This window comes from Micropepsis pineolensis (assembly GCF_055392125.1).
The window spans coordinates 3,334,285-3,351,097 of the sequence record NZ_AP042408.1; the positions used below are offsets into that span (position 1 = coordinate 3,334,285).

Annotated in this window: 11 protein-coding genes; 1 reads left to right on the plus strand and 10 read right to left on the minus strand. The window is 58.0% G+C overall.

Features of this window, described 5'->3' with window-relative positions:
- Positions 1-141 precede the first annotated feature (141 nt).
- From ACZ5RI_RS14805 to ACZ5RI_RS14835, 7 genes are all read right to left on the minus strand, one after another.
- Positions 142-855, minus strand: coding sequence for a hypothetical protein (locus ACZ5RI_RS14805; protein WP_464513975.1), 714 nt, complete (start codon positions 853-855; stop codon positions 142-144).
- Entirely contained in the window at positions 839-1,186 is a 348-nt protein-coding gene (locus ACZ5RI_RS14810) for a PadR family transcriptional regulator (protein WP_464513976.1), read from the minus strand. The genes ACZ5RI_RS14805 and ACZ5RI_RS14810 overlap by 17 nt, the downstream gene beginning before the upstream one ends.
- Before the next feature lie 57 nt (positions 1,187-1,243).
- The gene (locus ACZ5RI_RS14815; RefSeq protein WP_464513977.1) at positions 1,244-4,579 is read right to left on the minus strand and encodes an efflux RND transporter permease subunit; all 3,336 of its coding nucleotides are present in this window, start codon (positions 4,577-4,579) and stop codon (positions 1,244-1,246) included.
- A gap of 4 nt (positions 4,580-4,583) precedes the next feature.
- The gene (locus ACZ5RI_RS14820; protein ID WP_464513978.1) at positions 4,584-7,697 is read right to left on the minus strand and encodes a multidrug efflux RND transporter permease subunit; all 3,114 of its coding nucleotides are present in this window, start codon (positions 7,695-7,697) and stop codon (positions 4,584-4,586) included.
- Positions 7,698-7,749: 52 nt separating this feature from the next.
- Complete coding sequence (locus ACZ5RI_RS14825) at positions 7,750-9,222, minus strand: efflux RND transporter periplasmic adaptor subunit (protein ID WP_464513979.1); 1,473 nt, start codon at positions 9,220-9,222, stop codon at positions 7,750-7,752.
- Between the two features lie 243 nt (positions 9,223-9,465).
- Complete coding sequence (locus tag ACZ5RI_RS14830; RefSeq protein WP_464513980.1) at positions 9,466-10,044, minus strand: invasion associated locus B family protein; 579 nt, start codon at positions 10,042-10,044, stop codon at positions 9,466-9,468.
- A complete protein-coding gene (locus ACZ5RI_RS14835; RefSeq protein WP_464513981.1) occupies positions 10,041-10,703 on the minus strand; it encodes an invasion associated locus B family protein in 663 nt (220 codons plus the stop codon). The genes ACZ5RI_RS14830 and ACZ5RI_RS14835 overlap by 4 nt, the downstream gene beginning before the upstream one ends.
- Before the next feature lie 1,067 nt (positions 10,704-11,770).
- Here ACZ5RI_RS14835 and ACZ5RI_RS14840 point away from each other — a divergent pair.
- The gene (locus ACZ5RI_RS14840) at positions 11,771-12,199 is read left to right on the plus strand and encodes a helix-turn-helix domain-containing protein (RefSeq protein WP_464513982.1); all 429 of its coding nucleotides are present in this window, start codon (positions 11,771-11,773) and stop codon (positions 12,197-12,199) included.
- Between the two features lie 145 nt (positions 12,200-12,344).
- Here the strand turns inward: ACZ5RI_RS14840 and ACZ5RI_RS14845 are convergent, their stop codons facing one another.
- The 3 genes from ACZ5RI_RS14845 to ACZ5RI_RS14855 form a co-directional block, all read right to left on the minus strand.
- The gene (locus tag ACZ5RI_RS14845; RefSeq protein WP_464513983.1) at positions 12,345-13,208 is read right to left on the minus strand and encodes a universal stress protein; all 864 of its coding nucleotides are present in this window, start codon (positions 13,206-13,208) and stop codon (positions 12,345-12,347) included.
- Between the two features lie 116 nt (positions 13,209-13,324).
- Positions 13,325-13,948: a helix-turn-helix domain-containing protein gene (locus ACZ5RI_RS14850; protein ID WP_464513984.1), complete on the minus strand. Its 624-nt coding sequence runs from the start codon at positions 13,946-13,948 to the stop codon at positions 13,325-13,327.
- 339 nt (positions 13,949-14,287) lie between these two features.
- Complete coding sequence (locus ACZ5RI_RS14855; protein ID WP_464513985.1) at positions 14,288-16,474, minus strand: acetate--CoA ligase family protein; 2,187 nt, start codon at positions 16,472-16,474, stop codon at positions 14,288-14,290.
- Positions 16,475-16,813 lie beyond the last annotated feature (339 nt).

Below are 16,813 nucleotides of genomic sequence, written 5' to 3' on the forward strand. Positions count from 1 at the left end.
CCACAACGCGAAGGGCCGCTGATGGCGGCGGTGCGGCGCGAAGCATTGGTGGCGTGTAGCAGAGAAATGCCGCAATAAAACCAATATGTACGCCAACGACAAGCACCGCGCTGCGCAGCCGCGGCGCCGTATTGCAGACGGTTAGTCTGAAGCCAGGACCCGACACGCGCGCCTGCCCCATAACATACCCAATCCGATCAGCAGGCCCAGCACCAGACGCGCCAAACTCATGGGTGCCCCGGCAATGCCGTGCAGCGTTTCACCATGGGGACCAAGCGGGCTGGACAAGGACACAAATCCACCCTGCATGCCCCCCACAGGAAGGCTCATCGACACAGTCAGTGCGGCCCCACACAAGGCCGCCAGTGACAGTCCCAATGCAGCCCAATAACCACTGCAATGCTGACGGCGCGCCATCCAGCCAAAAAGCGCAACAACCGACAGCCCGCCAACCGTATTGACCAGCCAGACATAGCCCGCCACCGCGGTGGCGACCCAGCCCGGAACCTGCATGGCGGGCAGATGGCTTACCGTAAAGCCAAGCATACACGGCAGGATAAGAATAATAATCAGTACACAGATAACGGGCAGAATACCAAGGATCGCCCAAGGCCAACGCACCATATAAGAACGCAGTGCGGGCTGCACCAGCATGGCAGCGGTTAATGCATCATCACTGCCAAGCTGGATACGCGCGATGTTTTGCGCCTGAGACAGGGAATGCCCGGCTTGCTGTGCAGCCGATACCCCATCAGCCAGATGATCTTGCAGTTCTCGAACATAGCGGCGGACATGACGTGGCGCGATCCCCGCCACCAACAAGCGCTGGGACATTGCTTCAAACCGATGGGGCATAGCGCACCCCCAAAACCGTACTAATAGCCCCGGCAAGCGACAACCAGTTTTGCCGCAAAGCGCTCAGGCGTTTCTCACCCCTGGCAGTCAGGCGGTAATATACCCGACTGCGGCCCCCAACTGTGCGGCGGTGGGCACTTAAGGCGCCATCCTGCTCAAGCGCATGTAATACAGGATAGACTACCCCCTCGCCGACCGACACCACTTCGCCGCTGCGGCTGTGAATGGCCTGTACAATTTCATAGCCATACATCTCATGCCCCTGCAGCAGCTGCAGGATCAGCAGTTCTGGTACCCCGGCCATGAAATGGGGATTTGGCGTTTTCACCATCGCCGCATACCTATAACTTCAAGGTATAATACCTCGAAGTTATAGGTATAGCAAGCCTTACGCCTCGCCGAGCAGGCGGCCATAAAGCCGGTTCCACTGCCGTTTGGAAAACAGACGGAAGCGGTCGAGATAGAGATACATCACCGGCGTGGTGTAGAGGGTCAGCACCTGACTGACGATCAGGCCGCCGACAATGGCGATACCCAGGGGTTTGCGGATCTCCGAACCGGAGCCGAAACCAACCGCCAGCGGCAGCGCGCCCAGAATGGCGGCAAAAGTCGTCATCATGATCGGGCGGAAGCGCAGCATACAGGCTTTGAAGATGGCATCGTGCGAGGACAGATTCTCCTCGCGCTCGGCAATCAAGGCAAAGTCGATCATCATGATGGCGTTTTTCTTGACGATACCAATCAGCAGAATAACGCCAATGATGCCCATCAGATCGAACTGGGTGCCGGTGATCAGCAGCGCGATGAACGCGCCGACGCCCGCCGACGGAATGGTCGACAGGATGGTGATCGGGTGGACCAGACTTTCATAAAGAATCCCCAGCACGATGTAGACCGTGGCAATTGCCGCCAGGATCAGCATCGGCGTGTTGCTGTTATTATCCTGGAACATGCGGGCGGTACCGGCAAACTCACCATGAATGGTGATCGGCGCGTGGACCTTGGCCATGGCGCGATCAATCGCCTTGACCGCATCGCTGAGCGATTTGCCCTGTGGCAGATTGAACGAGAAGGTGGTGGCAACAAACGGCCCCTGATGGGCGACGGCCAGCGGTGCCGTGCCATATTCAAATTTGGTGAAGGCCGACAGCGGCACCATAGTTTCGACCGAGGTGCTGACCGAGGCACCGCTGGAAGCATTGCCCGAGCTGGAAACCAGTGCGTTTTGACGCTGATTGCGCACCACATCCGTGCTGCTGTCAGAACTATCCGACGATGTGCTACTCGATGTCGTTGACGTGGTTGACGAACTTGTTGTCGACGTACTCACCGTACCGGACGCCATGCCAGAGGACGACGTCCCCGACGCCGTGCCACCAGAGGTGCTGACATACAACTCTTTGAGGGTTTCCGGGCTTTGCCAGAATTCCTGCATCACCCCCATCACCACGGAATACTGATTGGTGTCGTTATAGATGGTGGAAACCGAACGCTGACCAAAGGCGTCGTACAGTGTCGAGTCGATTTGTGTGGAATCAATGCCCAGTCGCTTGGCGGTGTCACGGTCGACCGTCATTTTGAGCTCAAGCCCTGCGGCCTCGCGATCAGAATTGACGTCCTCCAGTTCGGGCACGTCCTGCAACGCGTTGGTGATCTTGGGCACCCACTGATTGAGCTCGCTCAATGTATCGCCCAGAATGGTGTACTGATAGGTGGCATTACCGGAACGCGCGCCGGACTTCATGTCACCCGGGCTGAACAGATGCACCCGCACACCTTCAATCGAAGCCATGCGCTTGGTCAGTCTGCGGGCAACATCATCGGTGCTGGCCGGGCCGGGGCCCCGCTGCGATAACGGCTTTAGCTGAATAAACAAATCGCCGGAATTGGAACCGCCACCGCGCATTCCGCCGCCGCTGCTCATCGAGCCCACCGCCGTCATTACCGCCGGATCGGATGAGACGATGGCCGCAAAGGTTTTATATTTGGCCTGCATGGCCTGGAAGGAAATCGTCTGGTCGCCCCGGATATTGCCCATGATCTGGCCAGTATCTTCGGCCGGGAACATGCCCTTGGGGATAATCACAAACATGACGATGATCATGATAAAGGCGATCAGTGGTATAAAGGCAATCACCAGCGGGTGGCGCAGCACCGCTTCCAGTGTGCGGCGATAAAAACCCAGTGACCAGTCAAAAGCCCGTTCCGACCAGATCAGCAGCTTGCTCTGCTTGCCATCACCAGCACTATGCAACTTAAGATGCGCGCACATCATCGGCGTGGTGGTCAGCGAAATCACCAGTGAAATCGCAATGGCCGCCGCCATCGTGATCGAAAATTCCTTAAAGAAGCGACCGACCACCCCGCCCATCAGCAACAGCGGCAGGAATACCGCAATCAGCGACAAGCTCATGGCGATTACAGTGAAGCCGACCTCTTTGGCACCCAATAAGGTGGCCTGAAACCGGTTCATTCCGCTTTCGATATGGCGGGTGATATTTTCCAGCATGACAATGGCGTCGTCGACCACGAAGCCCGTCGCCACGGTCAGCGCCATCAGCGACAGATTGTCGAGCGAGAAGTCGAGGAAGTACATCACCACAAAGGTGCCGATCAGCGACAGCGGCACCGCCACTGAGGGGATCAACGCCGCCCGGCCATTGCGCAGGAACAAAAACACCACCAGCATGACCAGACAGACCGAGATCAGCATGGTGGTTTCGACATCGTGCAATGAAGCCTGAATCGAGCTGGTACGATCATTGGCGGTGATGATGTCAATCGAGGCCGGCAGCACTTTTTTCAACAGCGGCATCGCGGCTTTAACCGCATTGACGGTCTCGATGATATTGGCACCGGGCTGACGATACAGTGTGACCAGAATGGCGGGCTTGCCATTGGCCATACCAAAATTCTGATTATTCTCGACCCCGTCATAGACCCGCGCGACATCGCGCAGCCGCACAGCTGCACCGCTGCGATAGGCGATGACAAGATCGCGGAAGTCGTCAGCTTTGCGGCCCTGATCGTTGACATAAACCTGCAGCCGCTGTGGACCGACCGAGATCGCCCCCTTGGGTGCATTGGCATTGGCGGCAGACAGCGCAGCGCGGACGTCTTCCAGACCGATGCCGTATTTAAATAACGCATGCGGATTAAGATCGACGCGCACCGCAGGCAACGACGAACCACCAACCGAAACCTGACCGACACCTTTGACCTGACTGAGCTTCTGCTGCAGCACGGTCGAGGCGACATCATACATCTGACCGGGGGTCAGCTTGTCGCTGGTCAAAGCCAGAATCAGCACCGGCATGTCCGACGGATTGATCTTGCGATAGGTCGGCAGGCCCTTCATCGATGACGGCAGATCAGAGCGGGCGGCATTGATGGCCGCCTGCACATCGCGGGTTGCCCCGTCAATATCACGCTTGAGATTGAACTCGAGCACAATACGCGAGGAACCTTGCGAACTGGTCGAGGTCATTTCCTCGACCCCGGCGATCGAACCGAGATGGCGCTCCAGCGGCGTGGTCACCGATGAGGACATCGTCTCGGGACTGGCCCCTGACAGCGAAGCCTGCACAAACACCACCGGCATATCCACACTGGGCAGCGGCGCCACCGGCAGCAGGAAATAGGCGACAATACCGGCAATCGCCAGACCAAGGGTAAGCAGTGTGGTGGCAACCGGCCGCTCGATGAAGATACGCGAGATGTTCATCGCATCAGCCTTCCGTCTGGTCGGACGCACCGGAAGCAGACCACCCCATCCGTGCACGGAACGTGTGCATCAGCTGGTCGAAATAGATGTAGATCACCGGCGTGGTGAACAGGGTCAGCATCTGGCTCAGCGCCAGACCACCAACGATGGCCAGCCCGAGCGGATGGCGCAGTTCTGAACCCATGCCCGAACCCAGCATCAGCGGCAGGGCACCAAACATCGCGGCCACAGTGGTCATCATGATCGGGCGGAAACGCAACAGGGCCGCCTGGAAGATCGCATCCCGCGGCGACTTACCCTCGTGCCGTTCGGCCTCCAGCGCAAAGTCGATCATCATGATGGCGTTTTTCTTGACGATACCGATCAGCAAAATAATGCCGATGATCGACACCACATTGAGATCATGCCCGGTGATCATCAACAAAAGCAGTGCGCCGACACCCGCCGACGGCAGGGTCGAAAGAATGGTAAGCGGGTGAATATAGCTCTCATACAAAACGCCGAGCACAATATAGACCGCCCCCAACGCCGCCAGAATCAGCAACAACTCGCTGAGCAGCGTGCTCTGGAAAGCCAGTGCCGATCCCTGGAACTGGGTGGTAATGCTCGCCGGCAGATTAACCTGGTCTTCGGCTTTATTGACCGCCGAGACCGCCGCACCAAGCGAATAGCCATCGGCGACGTCGAAGGAAATCATTGCTGCTGGGAACTGGCTTAAATGATCGGTTTCCAGCGGCATCGGTTTGACCGTGATGCGCGCAATCGCCGACAAGGGGACCTGACCGCTGCTCGAAGACGGGATGTAAATGTTTTCCAGCGATTCAAGCGTGTTATTGACCTTGGGATCGGCCTCCATAATCACGCGATACTGGTTCGACTGGGTAAAGATGGTCGAAATAATGCGCTGGCCAAAGGAATCGTACAGCACATTGTCGATGGTCGCAGCGGTGATGCCGTAACGGGCTGCGGTATCCCGATCAACCTCGATTGAGGCCCCCATGCCCTGATCAACAAAGCTGGTTGAAACATGCGCCAGCGCTCGTTGTTTCTTCAACTGCGCAATCAGCTTGGGCACCCATTCGTTCAGCACTGCCGTGCTGGCATCTTCAAGCACAAACTGATACTGGCCGCGGCCGACCGTGGCATCGGTCGACAGATCCTGCACCGGCTGCAGGAACAGCTTCATGTCCGGAATGTTCGCTGTCGCCTTACCCAGACGCTTGACGATGGTCCGCACGCCATCACGCTTGCTCTTATCCTTCAGATTGATGAAGAAGCGGCCATTGTTGATGGTGGCATTGGTACTGTCGATGCCGATAAAGGACGAAACGCTTTCTACCGCCGGATCTTTCAGGATCTCAGTGGCGACAGCTTCCTGCCGCCGCGCCATCTCGGCAAACGAAATGGTCGGCCCGGCCTGAGTGTAACCCTGAATAAAGCCCGTATCCTGTAACGGGAAGAACCCCTTGGGGATAAAGACATACAGCAGCACGGTCAGCCCGACGGTGCCGAGGAAGACCTGCAACGTCAACTTCTGATGGTCGAGTACCCAGATCAGCTTGCGCTCGTACCAGTCCACCATCATCTGATAATATTCTTCCGATTTGCGGGCAATCAGCCCCATTTCGGCTTTGGCGGGGCGGTGGCGCAACAACTTGGCGCACAGCATCGGCACCAGGGTCAGCGACACCACGGCGGAAATCAGAATGGTGATGGCCAGCGTCACGGCGAATTCGCGGAACAGGCGACCGACCACCTCCTCCATAAACAGCAGCGGGATCAGCACGGCGATCAGCGAAATGGTCAGCGACATGATGGTGAAGCCGATTTCCCCCGCACCTTTCATGGCGGCATCGAACGGCTTCATCCCGGCTTCCAGATAGCGCGAGATATTCTCGATCATCACGATGGCATCATCGACCACGAACCCTGCGGCGATGGTTAGTGCCATCAGCGACAAATTGTTGAGCGAATAGCCCAGCAGATACATTGCGGCATAGGTGCCGACGATCGACAGTGGCACCGACAACGAAGGAATGATGGTCGCCGACAGGTTACGCAGGAACAGGAAGATAACCAGAACAACCAGCACAACCGACAGGATCAGCTCGAACTGCACATCATCGACCGAGGCACGGATGGTGTTGGTGCGGTCGCTGATAACCTCCATCTTGACCGAGCCGGGCAAGCCCTGCTGAATCTGCGGCAGGATTCTCTTCACCGCATCGGCAACCCCGATGACATTGGCCCCCGGCTGACGCTTGATATTGATCAGAATGGCGGGGGTGGTGTTTTTCCAGCTCGACAGCTGATTATTCTCGGCCCCTTCCGCCACATCGGCGACGTCTTTCAGATAGACCGGACTGCCATTTTTATACGCGACAATGATTTTGCTGTAATCGGTGGCCTGTTCAAGCTGATCATTGGATTCAATGGTGTAGGAACGCGCCTTGCCATCAAAGCTGCCCTTCGGACCGTTCGAGTTGGCGTTGGAGATCGTCGTGCGTAAATCGTCGATCGCCAGACCATAGGCGGCCAGAGCCTGCAAATTGGCCCGCACCCGCACGGCCGGGCGCTGGGCACCATTGATGCTGACCAGACCAACCCCCGAGACCTGGGAAATTTTCTGCGCCACCCGGGTTTCAGCCAGATCTTCGACCTGCGTCATCGGCAGGGTCTTCGACTGAATCGCGATGGTCAGAATCGGCGCATCTGCCGGATTGACCTTGGCATAGACCGGTGGCGCCGGCAGCGTTGACGGTAGCGAATTGTTGGCCGCATTGATCGCCGCCTGCACTTCCTGTTCGGCGACGTCGAGTTTGAGCGACAAATCAAACTGCAGCGTGATGATCGAGGCCCCACCCGAGGAGACCGACGACATCTGCTTGAGCCCCGGCATCTGGCCGAACTGGCGCTCCAACGGGGCGGTGACCGCGGTGGTCATCACATCGGGGGCAGCCCCTGGCAGGAAGGTCTGCACCTGGATGGTTGGGTAATCCACCTCGGGCAAGGCCGACAGCGGTAACGAGCTGTAACCGAGTAAGCCGGCCAGCATGATAGCAACCATCAGCAGCGAGGTCGCCACCGGACGGGTAATAAAGGGCGCAGAAGGATTCATCGATTCCCAAGCCTTATGTCAGGCACACAGCAAACGGACGCGAGCCACCGACTTACATCGGTGGCGGCCCACCGGGACCACGCCCACCAGGGCCACGCGGCTGATCCTTGCGCTTCATGAGTTCGTCTTTATGGGCCTTCATCCAGGCGTCGCGTTCGTCTTTGCTCATGGCATGGACTTTTTCACGCTCTTCCGGCGTCAACTTGCGGAACAAGGCGTGATTACCCCCCGGCCCACGCACGGCGGCGGGGCCGGCGCTTTCCGCCGGTGCAACATCGGCGACCTGTTTCCCACTCGGGATCGAAACGGTCACACCATCGCTTAAGCGGTCGGCACCATCGGTCACCACGGTTTCACCGGGATTAAGCCCCTTGGCGATGGCGATATTGTCGACATCCTGCGCCCCAGTGATCACGGTACGCATCGCCACGGTATGATCCGCCTTGACGACAAAGACATAGATCCCTTGCGAGCCGCGCATGATGGCGGTGACCGGCACGATGACCTGATTGTGCAGTGTATCGACCAGTAATTTGATGTTGACGAACTGATTGGGGAACAGCGCCGCATCGTCATTATCAAACAATGCGCGCATCTTCACCGTACCGGTGGTGGTGCTGATCTGACTGTCGACCGCATCCAGACTGCCGGTGGCAATTTTCTGGCTCATGGCACGGTCATAGGCTTCGACCGGCAGCTTGGCCCCGGCGTTCATCCGGGCAACCACCTGGCTCAGCGTATCTTCCGGCACCGAGAACAGCACCGACATCGGGTTCATCTGGGTCACCGTGGCGATGCCGGTGGACTGACCGGCGCTGACATAGTTTCCGACATCAACACCGCGCAAACCAATCCGGCCCGTAATCGGCGAAATCACCCGGGTAAAGCCAAGGTTAATCGCGGCCGTCTGCACGGCGGCTTCATCGGCCTTAACGGTGCCAGCATCCTGTTTGGCGGTGGCTTCAGCCGAATCCAGATCCTGCTGCGAGGTGGCCTTGGCGGCGAATAAGGCGCGCTGGCGCTTTAATTCGACCATCGCATTGGCCAGCGCCGCCTTATCCTTGGCGAGCGTGCCCTTAGCCTGACCTAGCGACGCCTGATAGCTGCGCGGGTCGATGATGGCCAGCAAATCACCGGCACGCACCATCTGCCCTTCGCGGAAATTGACGCTTATCACCTGACCGCTGACCTGCGGGGTGACCGTGGCGGTGGCGAGCGGCGTCACCGTACCCAACGCGCTTAACGTGACCGCAATATCGCCCCGATGCGCGGTGGCGACCGCAACGGGCTGCGGATCGGCATTGGCCGACGGCCCACCCAGCAGGCCATCCTGGCTGCCCGGCATCATCACCCAGACAAAAAGCCCCAGACAGACCATACCGAGGACAACCCACATGGTTACCTCGCCACCCGGCAGGCGGCGGGCACTCCAGGCCCTGGCACCGGCAACGGTGGATTTTACGGCGCGCCCCAGCGCACCGCCGACCTGTTTCAAGCGGTTGGAATGACTATCGTGTTTCATCATGCGAACGGGCGCCCCTAGTTACGGTCGGTCTTTGCACGGTGTATGCTGGCAAATTCCGTCGTCAGAACTCTTTATACGTTAATACAGCTAGCAAATATCAGACAAACGTTCCGTATATTTGTCGCGTTTGTCGCAAAGCCCTATACACAACCGCGCGAGTTTAGCCATTATAACGAGAATTTAAAGAAAAACGGCCCGGCGAAGCGCCAGGCCGTTTCCATACTTAAGCAAAATCCTGCCGCTTTAATTGGCAGCCGGTGCCGCCGCAGCACCCGCAGCCGCGCGGGTATTGGAGACCACCGTCTGATAGGCTTCATTGAAGCCTTCAAGCGGGAAACCAATCTTGATCTTCTTGCCGTTGGTGTAATCCACCACTTCAACCGCACCCTTGGTGGCGCGGCCAAGCGACGAGATCACATTGCCATCGGCCGGCAACACAGTCTGACACCCCTGCTGGACGCAGATGTTATATTGCAGCGTGCCAGAGGTGAAAGTGTCGGCCGAAATCGTCACGCCGCTCTGCAGCGCGACATTAAGCGGCACCACAGCTTCAATGAAGGAGCTCTTACGCTCGGGCACATACAGCACCGTGACGCTCAGCACCCGCATGCCGGTCTTCTTGTTGACCAGCATTTCATTCATGCGGCAGGTCGAAGCGCCAGCCTGCTGGAAGCACTGCACTGTCCAGTCACCGATCTGCTTGTTCAGCGAGGGTTCCGGGGCGCGCTGCTCGTCAGCCGGGGCAGCAGACGCTGCGCCAACCATCATGAGAGCCGCCGAGAAACCGGCGATCAGTCCATTACGAACATGCCTGGCAATCATAGCCACAACCTCCACCACAGATTTGCACGCTTGGCTTCGCCAGTCTTGTAAGCCTTGTAGACTTCGGCGAACCGCTTCAACGAGAACGGAACCTCAACACCATTGCGGTCCTGCGGCGTCGTGATGACGAAGGCGGCATCCTGCGCTGACAGCATGGAATCCTTCATCTTGTCATCGAAGGGCACCACCGCGCTGCAACCACCGGCATCGCAGGTGGCGAAGGGCAGATTCTTCACTGCATCACCCGCCAGGCGGAAGCCCAGGCCCGGACGCAGCAGAACACCGAGCGGAACAGTCAGAACCAGCGACGGCTGCTTCTTGCCCTTCTCGGTCATGATGGCCAGACGGCCGATGCGCTGGCCGCTCTTGTCATCAATGACTTCGCGGTCGATTTCACAATACCGCTCCGCTTCTTTGGCGGAGGGGCAAATCAACTGCCAGCTCTGCGTCACAGCGCCGGGCTGGTTGGCGGCACCGATCTGATAGACCACAGCCGTTGTGGAATCCGAAGGCGGACCGGTCAGAACACCGCGGCCGACCCAACCGACGATCAGACCGCCGATGACGATCAGAACTGTGACGATAACGCGCTGCAGCGCAAGTGGCATACCTTTAAAGGCATTGGCCGCCTGCTTCAGCTTGGGAAGCTTTTCGCTCATCTTAAGGGGTTCGCTTTGCTTATAATTTCCAACTGTCGCCGTTTCCGCCTGTAGCGCGAAACTGGAAAATCTCGCCTACCGCATGTCGGCCATGACTGGCAACGTAAATCTTCGTAAGCTGTAGAATCCGCAAGCCTACGCGGATGGAGTGCGGTTGAACGGCGCAGGCGCTTAAAAGTCAAGCGATAAAAGCTTATGCCGCCCGCATCGCGCCACCATGACAGCCTGAACGGCAGCATCAAAACGCCGCGCCGGATGGCGGCTGTGCGTGGGCGGCCCGATTTCAGCGCCGGACAAAAGTGAACCTTGGCTACATCTGCTACGTGCAATGCCAATGGACCGGAAATCAAGGCAACAGAATTCACTAAATTTACGCAAGGTATCTCTGACAAAGTTTTAAATAGTTTTCGCACGATAATGTTGCAGATCTTATTTTGGCCATGTGATGACAAGAAAAAGCCACAACTGTAACGATCTATGTCAACGGCCCAAATGATGGGATTCGGACGCGACGCGGCAGAAATTTTCTATTACACAGATGCGTTGAGTCGCCCATGACGAAGGAAAGCCCAATACGACCGTACAATACGTGTCATGACGGGTGCGCCATTCAAGAATCCCGTCTAACACGCATTTGTGAAAGGGATTACAGTGCGTTATTGCGCCGCCGGGACACTGTTCCAAAATGGCGAGTAATTGCATTTTTCTTGTTCAAATAGCCAAGCTTTGGCAAAAATGTCAGGCATTTTGGTACCCCACGGCATGATAAGTTCACAACGAAGCCGCGTACCACGTGTTGGACACCCGTAAAAGTTCTCGCCTCTACGAAGAATATGGGTTGACTTTTTTACTTGGCGGGTCTTTTGCGGACCCTATATACAGGTTGTGAAGGATAGCGTTTAGACTATCATTAACCTGTAACACGAAATGTGAATGCGTTCGCAACAGGATTGTATAGAAGTCTGCAGCTCATAGAGACACAACGGCCGTCCACGTGGGTCCCCACACCCGATAGAAATGCGTGACAGTTGCAGTAGCAGTGCCAATTCGTACACGAAGGAACGAGTATGACCAGTTATACCGAGGAAAATTCTCCCCATCCGCTCGACATTGCTTTGGGTTCGCGCATTCGTCTGCGCCGCCGCGAGCTTGGCATGTCGCAAGAACAGCTTGCCCGTCAGATCGGGATTACCTTTCAACAGGTGCAGAAATACGAGCATGGCGCTAACCGCGTCAGCTTCTCCCGTCTGGTCGAAATCGCCCAGGCCCTGCGCTGCGGCGTCGTCGATCTGATCGGCGATCTGGACAAGTCGAAGGATTCTTCGCTCTTTGCCCAGCACATTGCTCGCCTCAACGAGCCGGGTGCCGCCGAGCTGCTGGAAGCCTATTCGGCGATCAAGTCGCCCAAGCATCGCCGTGCGATTCTTAACCTCGCCAAGCAGTTGGCCGAGGGTAAGCTCACCGCGATGGTCGGTGCCGACGAAGACGAAGAGTAAAATACGACTATACGCCTGAGCTCTTGTAAGCGGATCGGATAGCCCCCTTTTCGAGACGCCACAGGAATTTTCAGGCCAAGCGTAAAAAAACATCCCGGTTCCTGCGAACCGGGATGTTTTTTATTACCCTTCCGACCGTACAGCGCTAATGCACCATGAAGACCGGCAGCTGCAGGTGGGTGACGATATGCTCGCTGACGCCGCCGAAGACCGCCTCGGCCATGCGGCCACGGCTGTATCCACCAATGATCAGCATATCGGCCCCGCCCTCCTGCGCGGCGGCCAGCAGCGCCTCGGCCACCTTACGCCCGCCTTTGGGGATGATACGGGCGGTGGCGCTGAGGCCATGCAGATGCAGATAATCCATGGCCTCCCCCACCGGCGGAGCGGCCCCCGGCTCCCCCACCGTCAGGAAGGTGATGGTTTCGGCCTTGGCCAGATAGGGCATGGCCTCGACCAGCGCGCGGGCGCAGGAGATGCCGTCATCCCAGCCCACGGCAATATGGTGGCCGATCACCTTTGGCGGCTGTGACGGGGTCAGCAGCACCGGACAGGCGCTTTTGAACAGCACCCGGCAGAAGGCGTCGAGCAGGTCGTGGGCGTCGCCGGTGCGCAGCGGCGGAAACACCACCAGATCGCTAAGCCGCGCCGCCCGTCCCATGACATGAGGCAGATAGCCGGTAATTTCGCTGTAACAGGCGCTGAGCTGGCCATGATTTTTCGCCTCGCTCTGGACCTCGACGCCGCAGCGTTCGGCCACCGCGGCCAGATTGGCGCGGGCGGCCTTGCCAGCGGCGCTGGCGATATTGGAGGCGGTATCAATCAATTCCTGCACAAAATCCGGGGACAGTGGCAGTTCCCCAAACGGCAAGGTTTCCCGCGGGTCCGCGTGGACAAACAGCGCGGCAACATGAGCCCCAAAGGGCTCGGCAGCAGCAAAAGCGGTGGTCAGTGCGCATTCATCGCGCGCCCCCCCGGTCACAGGCACCAGGACCTTGCGAAAGGACATCACCAGCCTCCGATCGACCAAATTTCTCGCAGAAGTATAACGCAAAAGGCGGCAGACGTATTGCGCTTTGTCTGCCGCCTGTCATTTTCAATAGAGCCTGATCTGGCCACCCTTTTTTAAGCGGCAAGGCCTTCAGCGATCGCCTTCAGGCAGCTTGGGTCACGCACCACGATCTGCCGCCGCCGCGGCGTATCAATGATCTGGCGGCGCTTGAGATCGCTTAAAGCCCGGCAGGTTGTCTCGATAGTCAGGCCGAGATAGTCGGCAATGTCTTGGCGCCCAAGCGGCAGGTTGAGCATGAAACTGTCATCCTTGCCCTGCCCAGGATTAAAGTTCAGAAAAAACGAGGCGACACGCTGGCGGGCGCTTTGATGGCCCAGCATAGTGACATGCTTTTCCGCCGCGTTGAGGCTTTTACCCAGCATGGCGAGCCGGCGCAGGTTGATGTCGGGGTCGGTGGCGCTGTGATACAGCACGCAGGCCCGCGGGCAGCGCATTGTCACCACTTCGCCCACCGCCTCGGCGGTTGAGGTGTAGGTCTCGGAGAACTCGAAACCAAAAATTTCGTCTGGCAAATAGAAATTAACGATCTGACGGCGACCATCGGCGAACACCCGCGTCAGGCGAACAGCCCCCTCAAGAACCCGAAAGGTAAAAGTCGACTTAGAACCTTTAGTATAGATCGTTTCATTACGGGCAAACGTCTGAATGGCCCAGTTCCGGTCCGAGCCACTGGGCACAGAGCCGGTTTCCGCCGCAAAAAAACGGCAGCCTTGTCGACAACAGTTCGCAGAACTTGACCCCTGCTCCGATTGGGCCAAACGCTCCTCGACCGTTGTGCTTATTGTGCTAGACATCGTTACACTCCCCAATGAGTGAACTCATTAATGGTGTATTATCAATAAACACGCATAGGGAGAGTACGGGAGCCTGACTACATAGTACAGGTATAAAGGCGCCCAACCCTTTGGTTGGACGCCTTTAATGCGAAAGATTACCGGCTTTGCTTAATCAAGCGTAAACATGCATACGCACAGCCTGTGAATAAAGTCTTCTTATCCACAAGCTGTGTATAAGTGTTACGGCTTTACCGCAAACCGCGCGTCGCGGGCACCTTCCGGCGCCTTGACCAATTTGATACGGGCATCGAGACCGATGACGCCGTTCGGATCAGCCAGCAGCGGGTTGATGTCGAGCTCGGCGATTTCCGGGAAATCGACAACCAGCTTGGAGATCTTGAGCAGAGTCGTCACAATCGGCTCAAGCGGCACGGCCTTACGGTCGCGGAAGCCCTTGAGCAGCTTGTAGATCCGGGTCTTCTTGATCATGGTTTCGGCAATTTCCGCCGTCAGCGGGGCCAGAGCCATGGCGCTGTCGGCTTCGACTTCCACCGAAACGCCACCCTTGCCAACCATCATGAAGGGCCCGAAAGCCGGATCAGAGGCAACACCGATCAGCAGCTCGTAGGCACCGGGGCGGGAGACCATTTCCTGCACCAGGAAGCCTTCCAGCTTCGCCTTCGGGCAGTTCTTGCCAACCGTCACCAGCATCTCTTCCGCCGCCTTCTGGGCGTCGGCCGGGGTCTTCAGGTTCAGGGCCACGCCACCAACATCCGACTTGTGCGAGATGTCCGGGGACATGATCTTGATCACGATCGGAGCCTGGAACTTTTCCTGCAGCTTGGCGACATCAGCCGGGGTAGCGGCCGTGGCACACTTGGCCGACGGAATGTCATAGGCTTCGAACACCGTCGCCAGGCTCGGCGCATCCAGCCAGGTCAGGTTCTTGGCGACAGCGTCGTCAATCAACTTCTTGGCGGTGGCATAGTCAGGCTTGTAGCCGGGGATATCGTGAACTTCGCCCTTGGCCAGCGTCTTCTGGACGGCATTGTACTTGGCCAGATGCATGAAGCTGCGGATGGCCTTTTCCGGGGTATCAAAGTTCGGGATACCGTTGGCGTCGAACAGAGCGCGCACTTCGCGGGTCTCGTCGTTGCCACCCAGCCAGTTGGCGATCAGCGGCTGGCCCAGCTTGTTGCGGGCTTCCACCACGGCCTTGGCCTTGTCCATCGAGACAGCGGTTGCCGTCGGGCAGTGAATGACCACCACACCGTCAATACCTTCAACGCCGTCAAGCGCAACGATCGAGTTGTAATAACGCGGACCGTCGGAATCGCCGATGATGTCGATCGGGTTGGCGTGGGACCACACGTCCGGCAGGCAGGCGTTGAGCTTGTCCATCGCCGCCTTCGGCACATCGATCAGCTCGCCGCCGAGGTCGGACAGCTTGTCCACCGCGCACACGCCGGCGCCGCCACCGTTGGTGACGATGGCCAGACGGTCGCCGTTCACCATCAGCTTCTTCGAGAAGGTCTCGATGCTGTCGAGCAGCTCGTCCAGATCGTTGGCACGGATGATACCGGCGCGTTCGAAAGCGGCATTGTACACGCCATCGACACCCGCCAGCGCACCGGTGTGCGAGGCAGCCGCCTTGGCGGCAATGTCAGAACGGCCCGACTTAATGGCGATAACCGGCTTCTTGGAGGTGCACTTCTGGGCAGCTTCCATGAAGCGGCGCGGGTCAAACCCGCCAGCGCCAGCCACGGCTTCGACATACAGAACCACCGCATCGGTGTGCGGATCGTCGGCCAGGAATTCCAGCATATCGGCAAAGTCGATATCCGACTGGTCACCCATCGAGGCGAGGTAGGAGAAGCCGATCTTGCGTTCTTCGGCCCAGTCGCACAGCGTGGCGACCATGGCACCGGACTGCGCCACGAAGGCGATGTTGCCCTTGCGCGGCAGGGATTCGGCAAAGCAGCCGTTGAGGCCGATATGCGTCGACACCGTACCAAGGCAGTTCGGACCAAGGATGCGCAGGTCGAATTTCTTGGCTTCGGCCAGCATCTTGTCCTGCAGGGTCTCACCGGTCTTTTCGTCCGCAACGATGTCGCGAAGGCCAGCGGTGATCACCACGGCACCACGGGTGCCTTTTTCGCCGAGCTGGCGAATGGTATCCGGGATAGCCTTCGGCGGGATGCTGAGGATGGCCAGATCGGGAACGATCGGCAGGCTGGCGATGTCCTTATAGGCAATCACACCGCCAATGGCGGGGGCCTTCGGATTGACCAGCATGATCGGGCCTTCAAAACCCTGACGGAAGAGGTTGCGCGCGACGATGTTGCCGACAGCGCGGTCCCGGTTGGTGGCGCCGATCAGGGCGACACTCTTGGGAGCGAATACTGCGTTTAGATTTTTAATGCTCATGAGCGTCTTTTCTCTGGAAAAAAGCCCTCTCTCCTACCCCACCGGTCGGTTCATTGCCACATTTTCTGTCTGTGCAAATGCATCCTGAACGGCGAATCGCGCACGATTTTTGCGCAAAACAGGGCTGTTGCGCACGGATATGACAAGCAGCGTCCTTATGCCATACCACCCTTATGGTCCCAACATCTGGGAAAATCACTTTCGGGTTGCGAACCAGCGCTGTACCGACTCGGTGCAATTGCGCCCGGTTACCAAACCCAGCCATACCGTGGCACCGCTGGTCATAAAGCGGTGCAAAAAACATGGCGCCAGCAGGCCGCATCGGTTAGGATATGCAGG

Coding starts and splice junctions, on each gene's coding strand:
- ACZ5RI_RS14840 (WP_464513982.1), top strand. CDS start 11,771: ATGACCAGTTATACCGAGGAAAATTCTCCCCATCCGCTCGACATTGCT.
- ACZ5RI_RS14825 (WP_464513979.1), bottom strand. CDS start 9,222: ATGATGAAACACGATAGTCATTCCAACCGCTTGAAACAGGTCGGCGGT.
- ACZ5RI_RS14810 (WP_464513976.1), bottom strand. CDS start 1,186: ATGGTGAAAACGCCAAATCCCCATTTCATGGCCGGGGTACCAGAACTG.
- ACZ5RI_RS14815 (WP_464513977.1), bottom strand. CDS start 4,579: ATGAACATCTCGCGTATCTTCATCGAGCGGCCGGTTGCCACCACACTG.
- ACZ5RI_RS14845 (WP_464513983.1), bottom strand. CDS start 13,208: ATGTCCTTTCGCAAGGTCCTGGTGCCTGTGACCGGGGGGGCGCGCGAT.
- ACZ5RI_RS14835 (WP_464513981.1), bottom strand. CDS start 10,703: ATGAGCGAAAAGCTTCCCAAGCTGAAGCAGGCGGCCAATGCCTTTAAA.
- ACZ5RI_RS14805 (WP_464513975.1), bottom strand. CDS start 855: ATGCCCCATCGGTTTGAAGCAATGTCCCAGCGCTTGTTGGTGGCGGGG.
- ACZ5RI_RS14820 (WP_464513978.1), bottom strand. CDS start 7,697: ATGAATCCTTCTGCGCCCTTTATTACCCGTCCGGTGGCGACCTCGCTG.
- ACZ5RI_RS14830 (WP_464513980.1), bottom strand. CDS start 10,044: ATGATTGCCAGGCATGTTCGTAATGGACTGATCGCCGGTTTCTCGGCG.
- ACZ5RI_RS14855 (WP_464513985.1), bottom strand. CDS start 16,474: ATGAGCATTAAAAATCTAAACGCAGTATTCGCTCCCAAGAGTGTCGCC.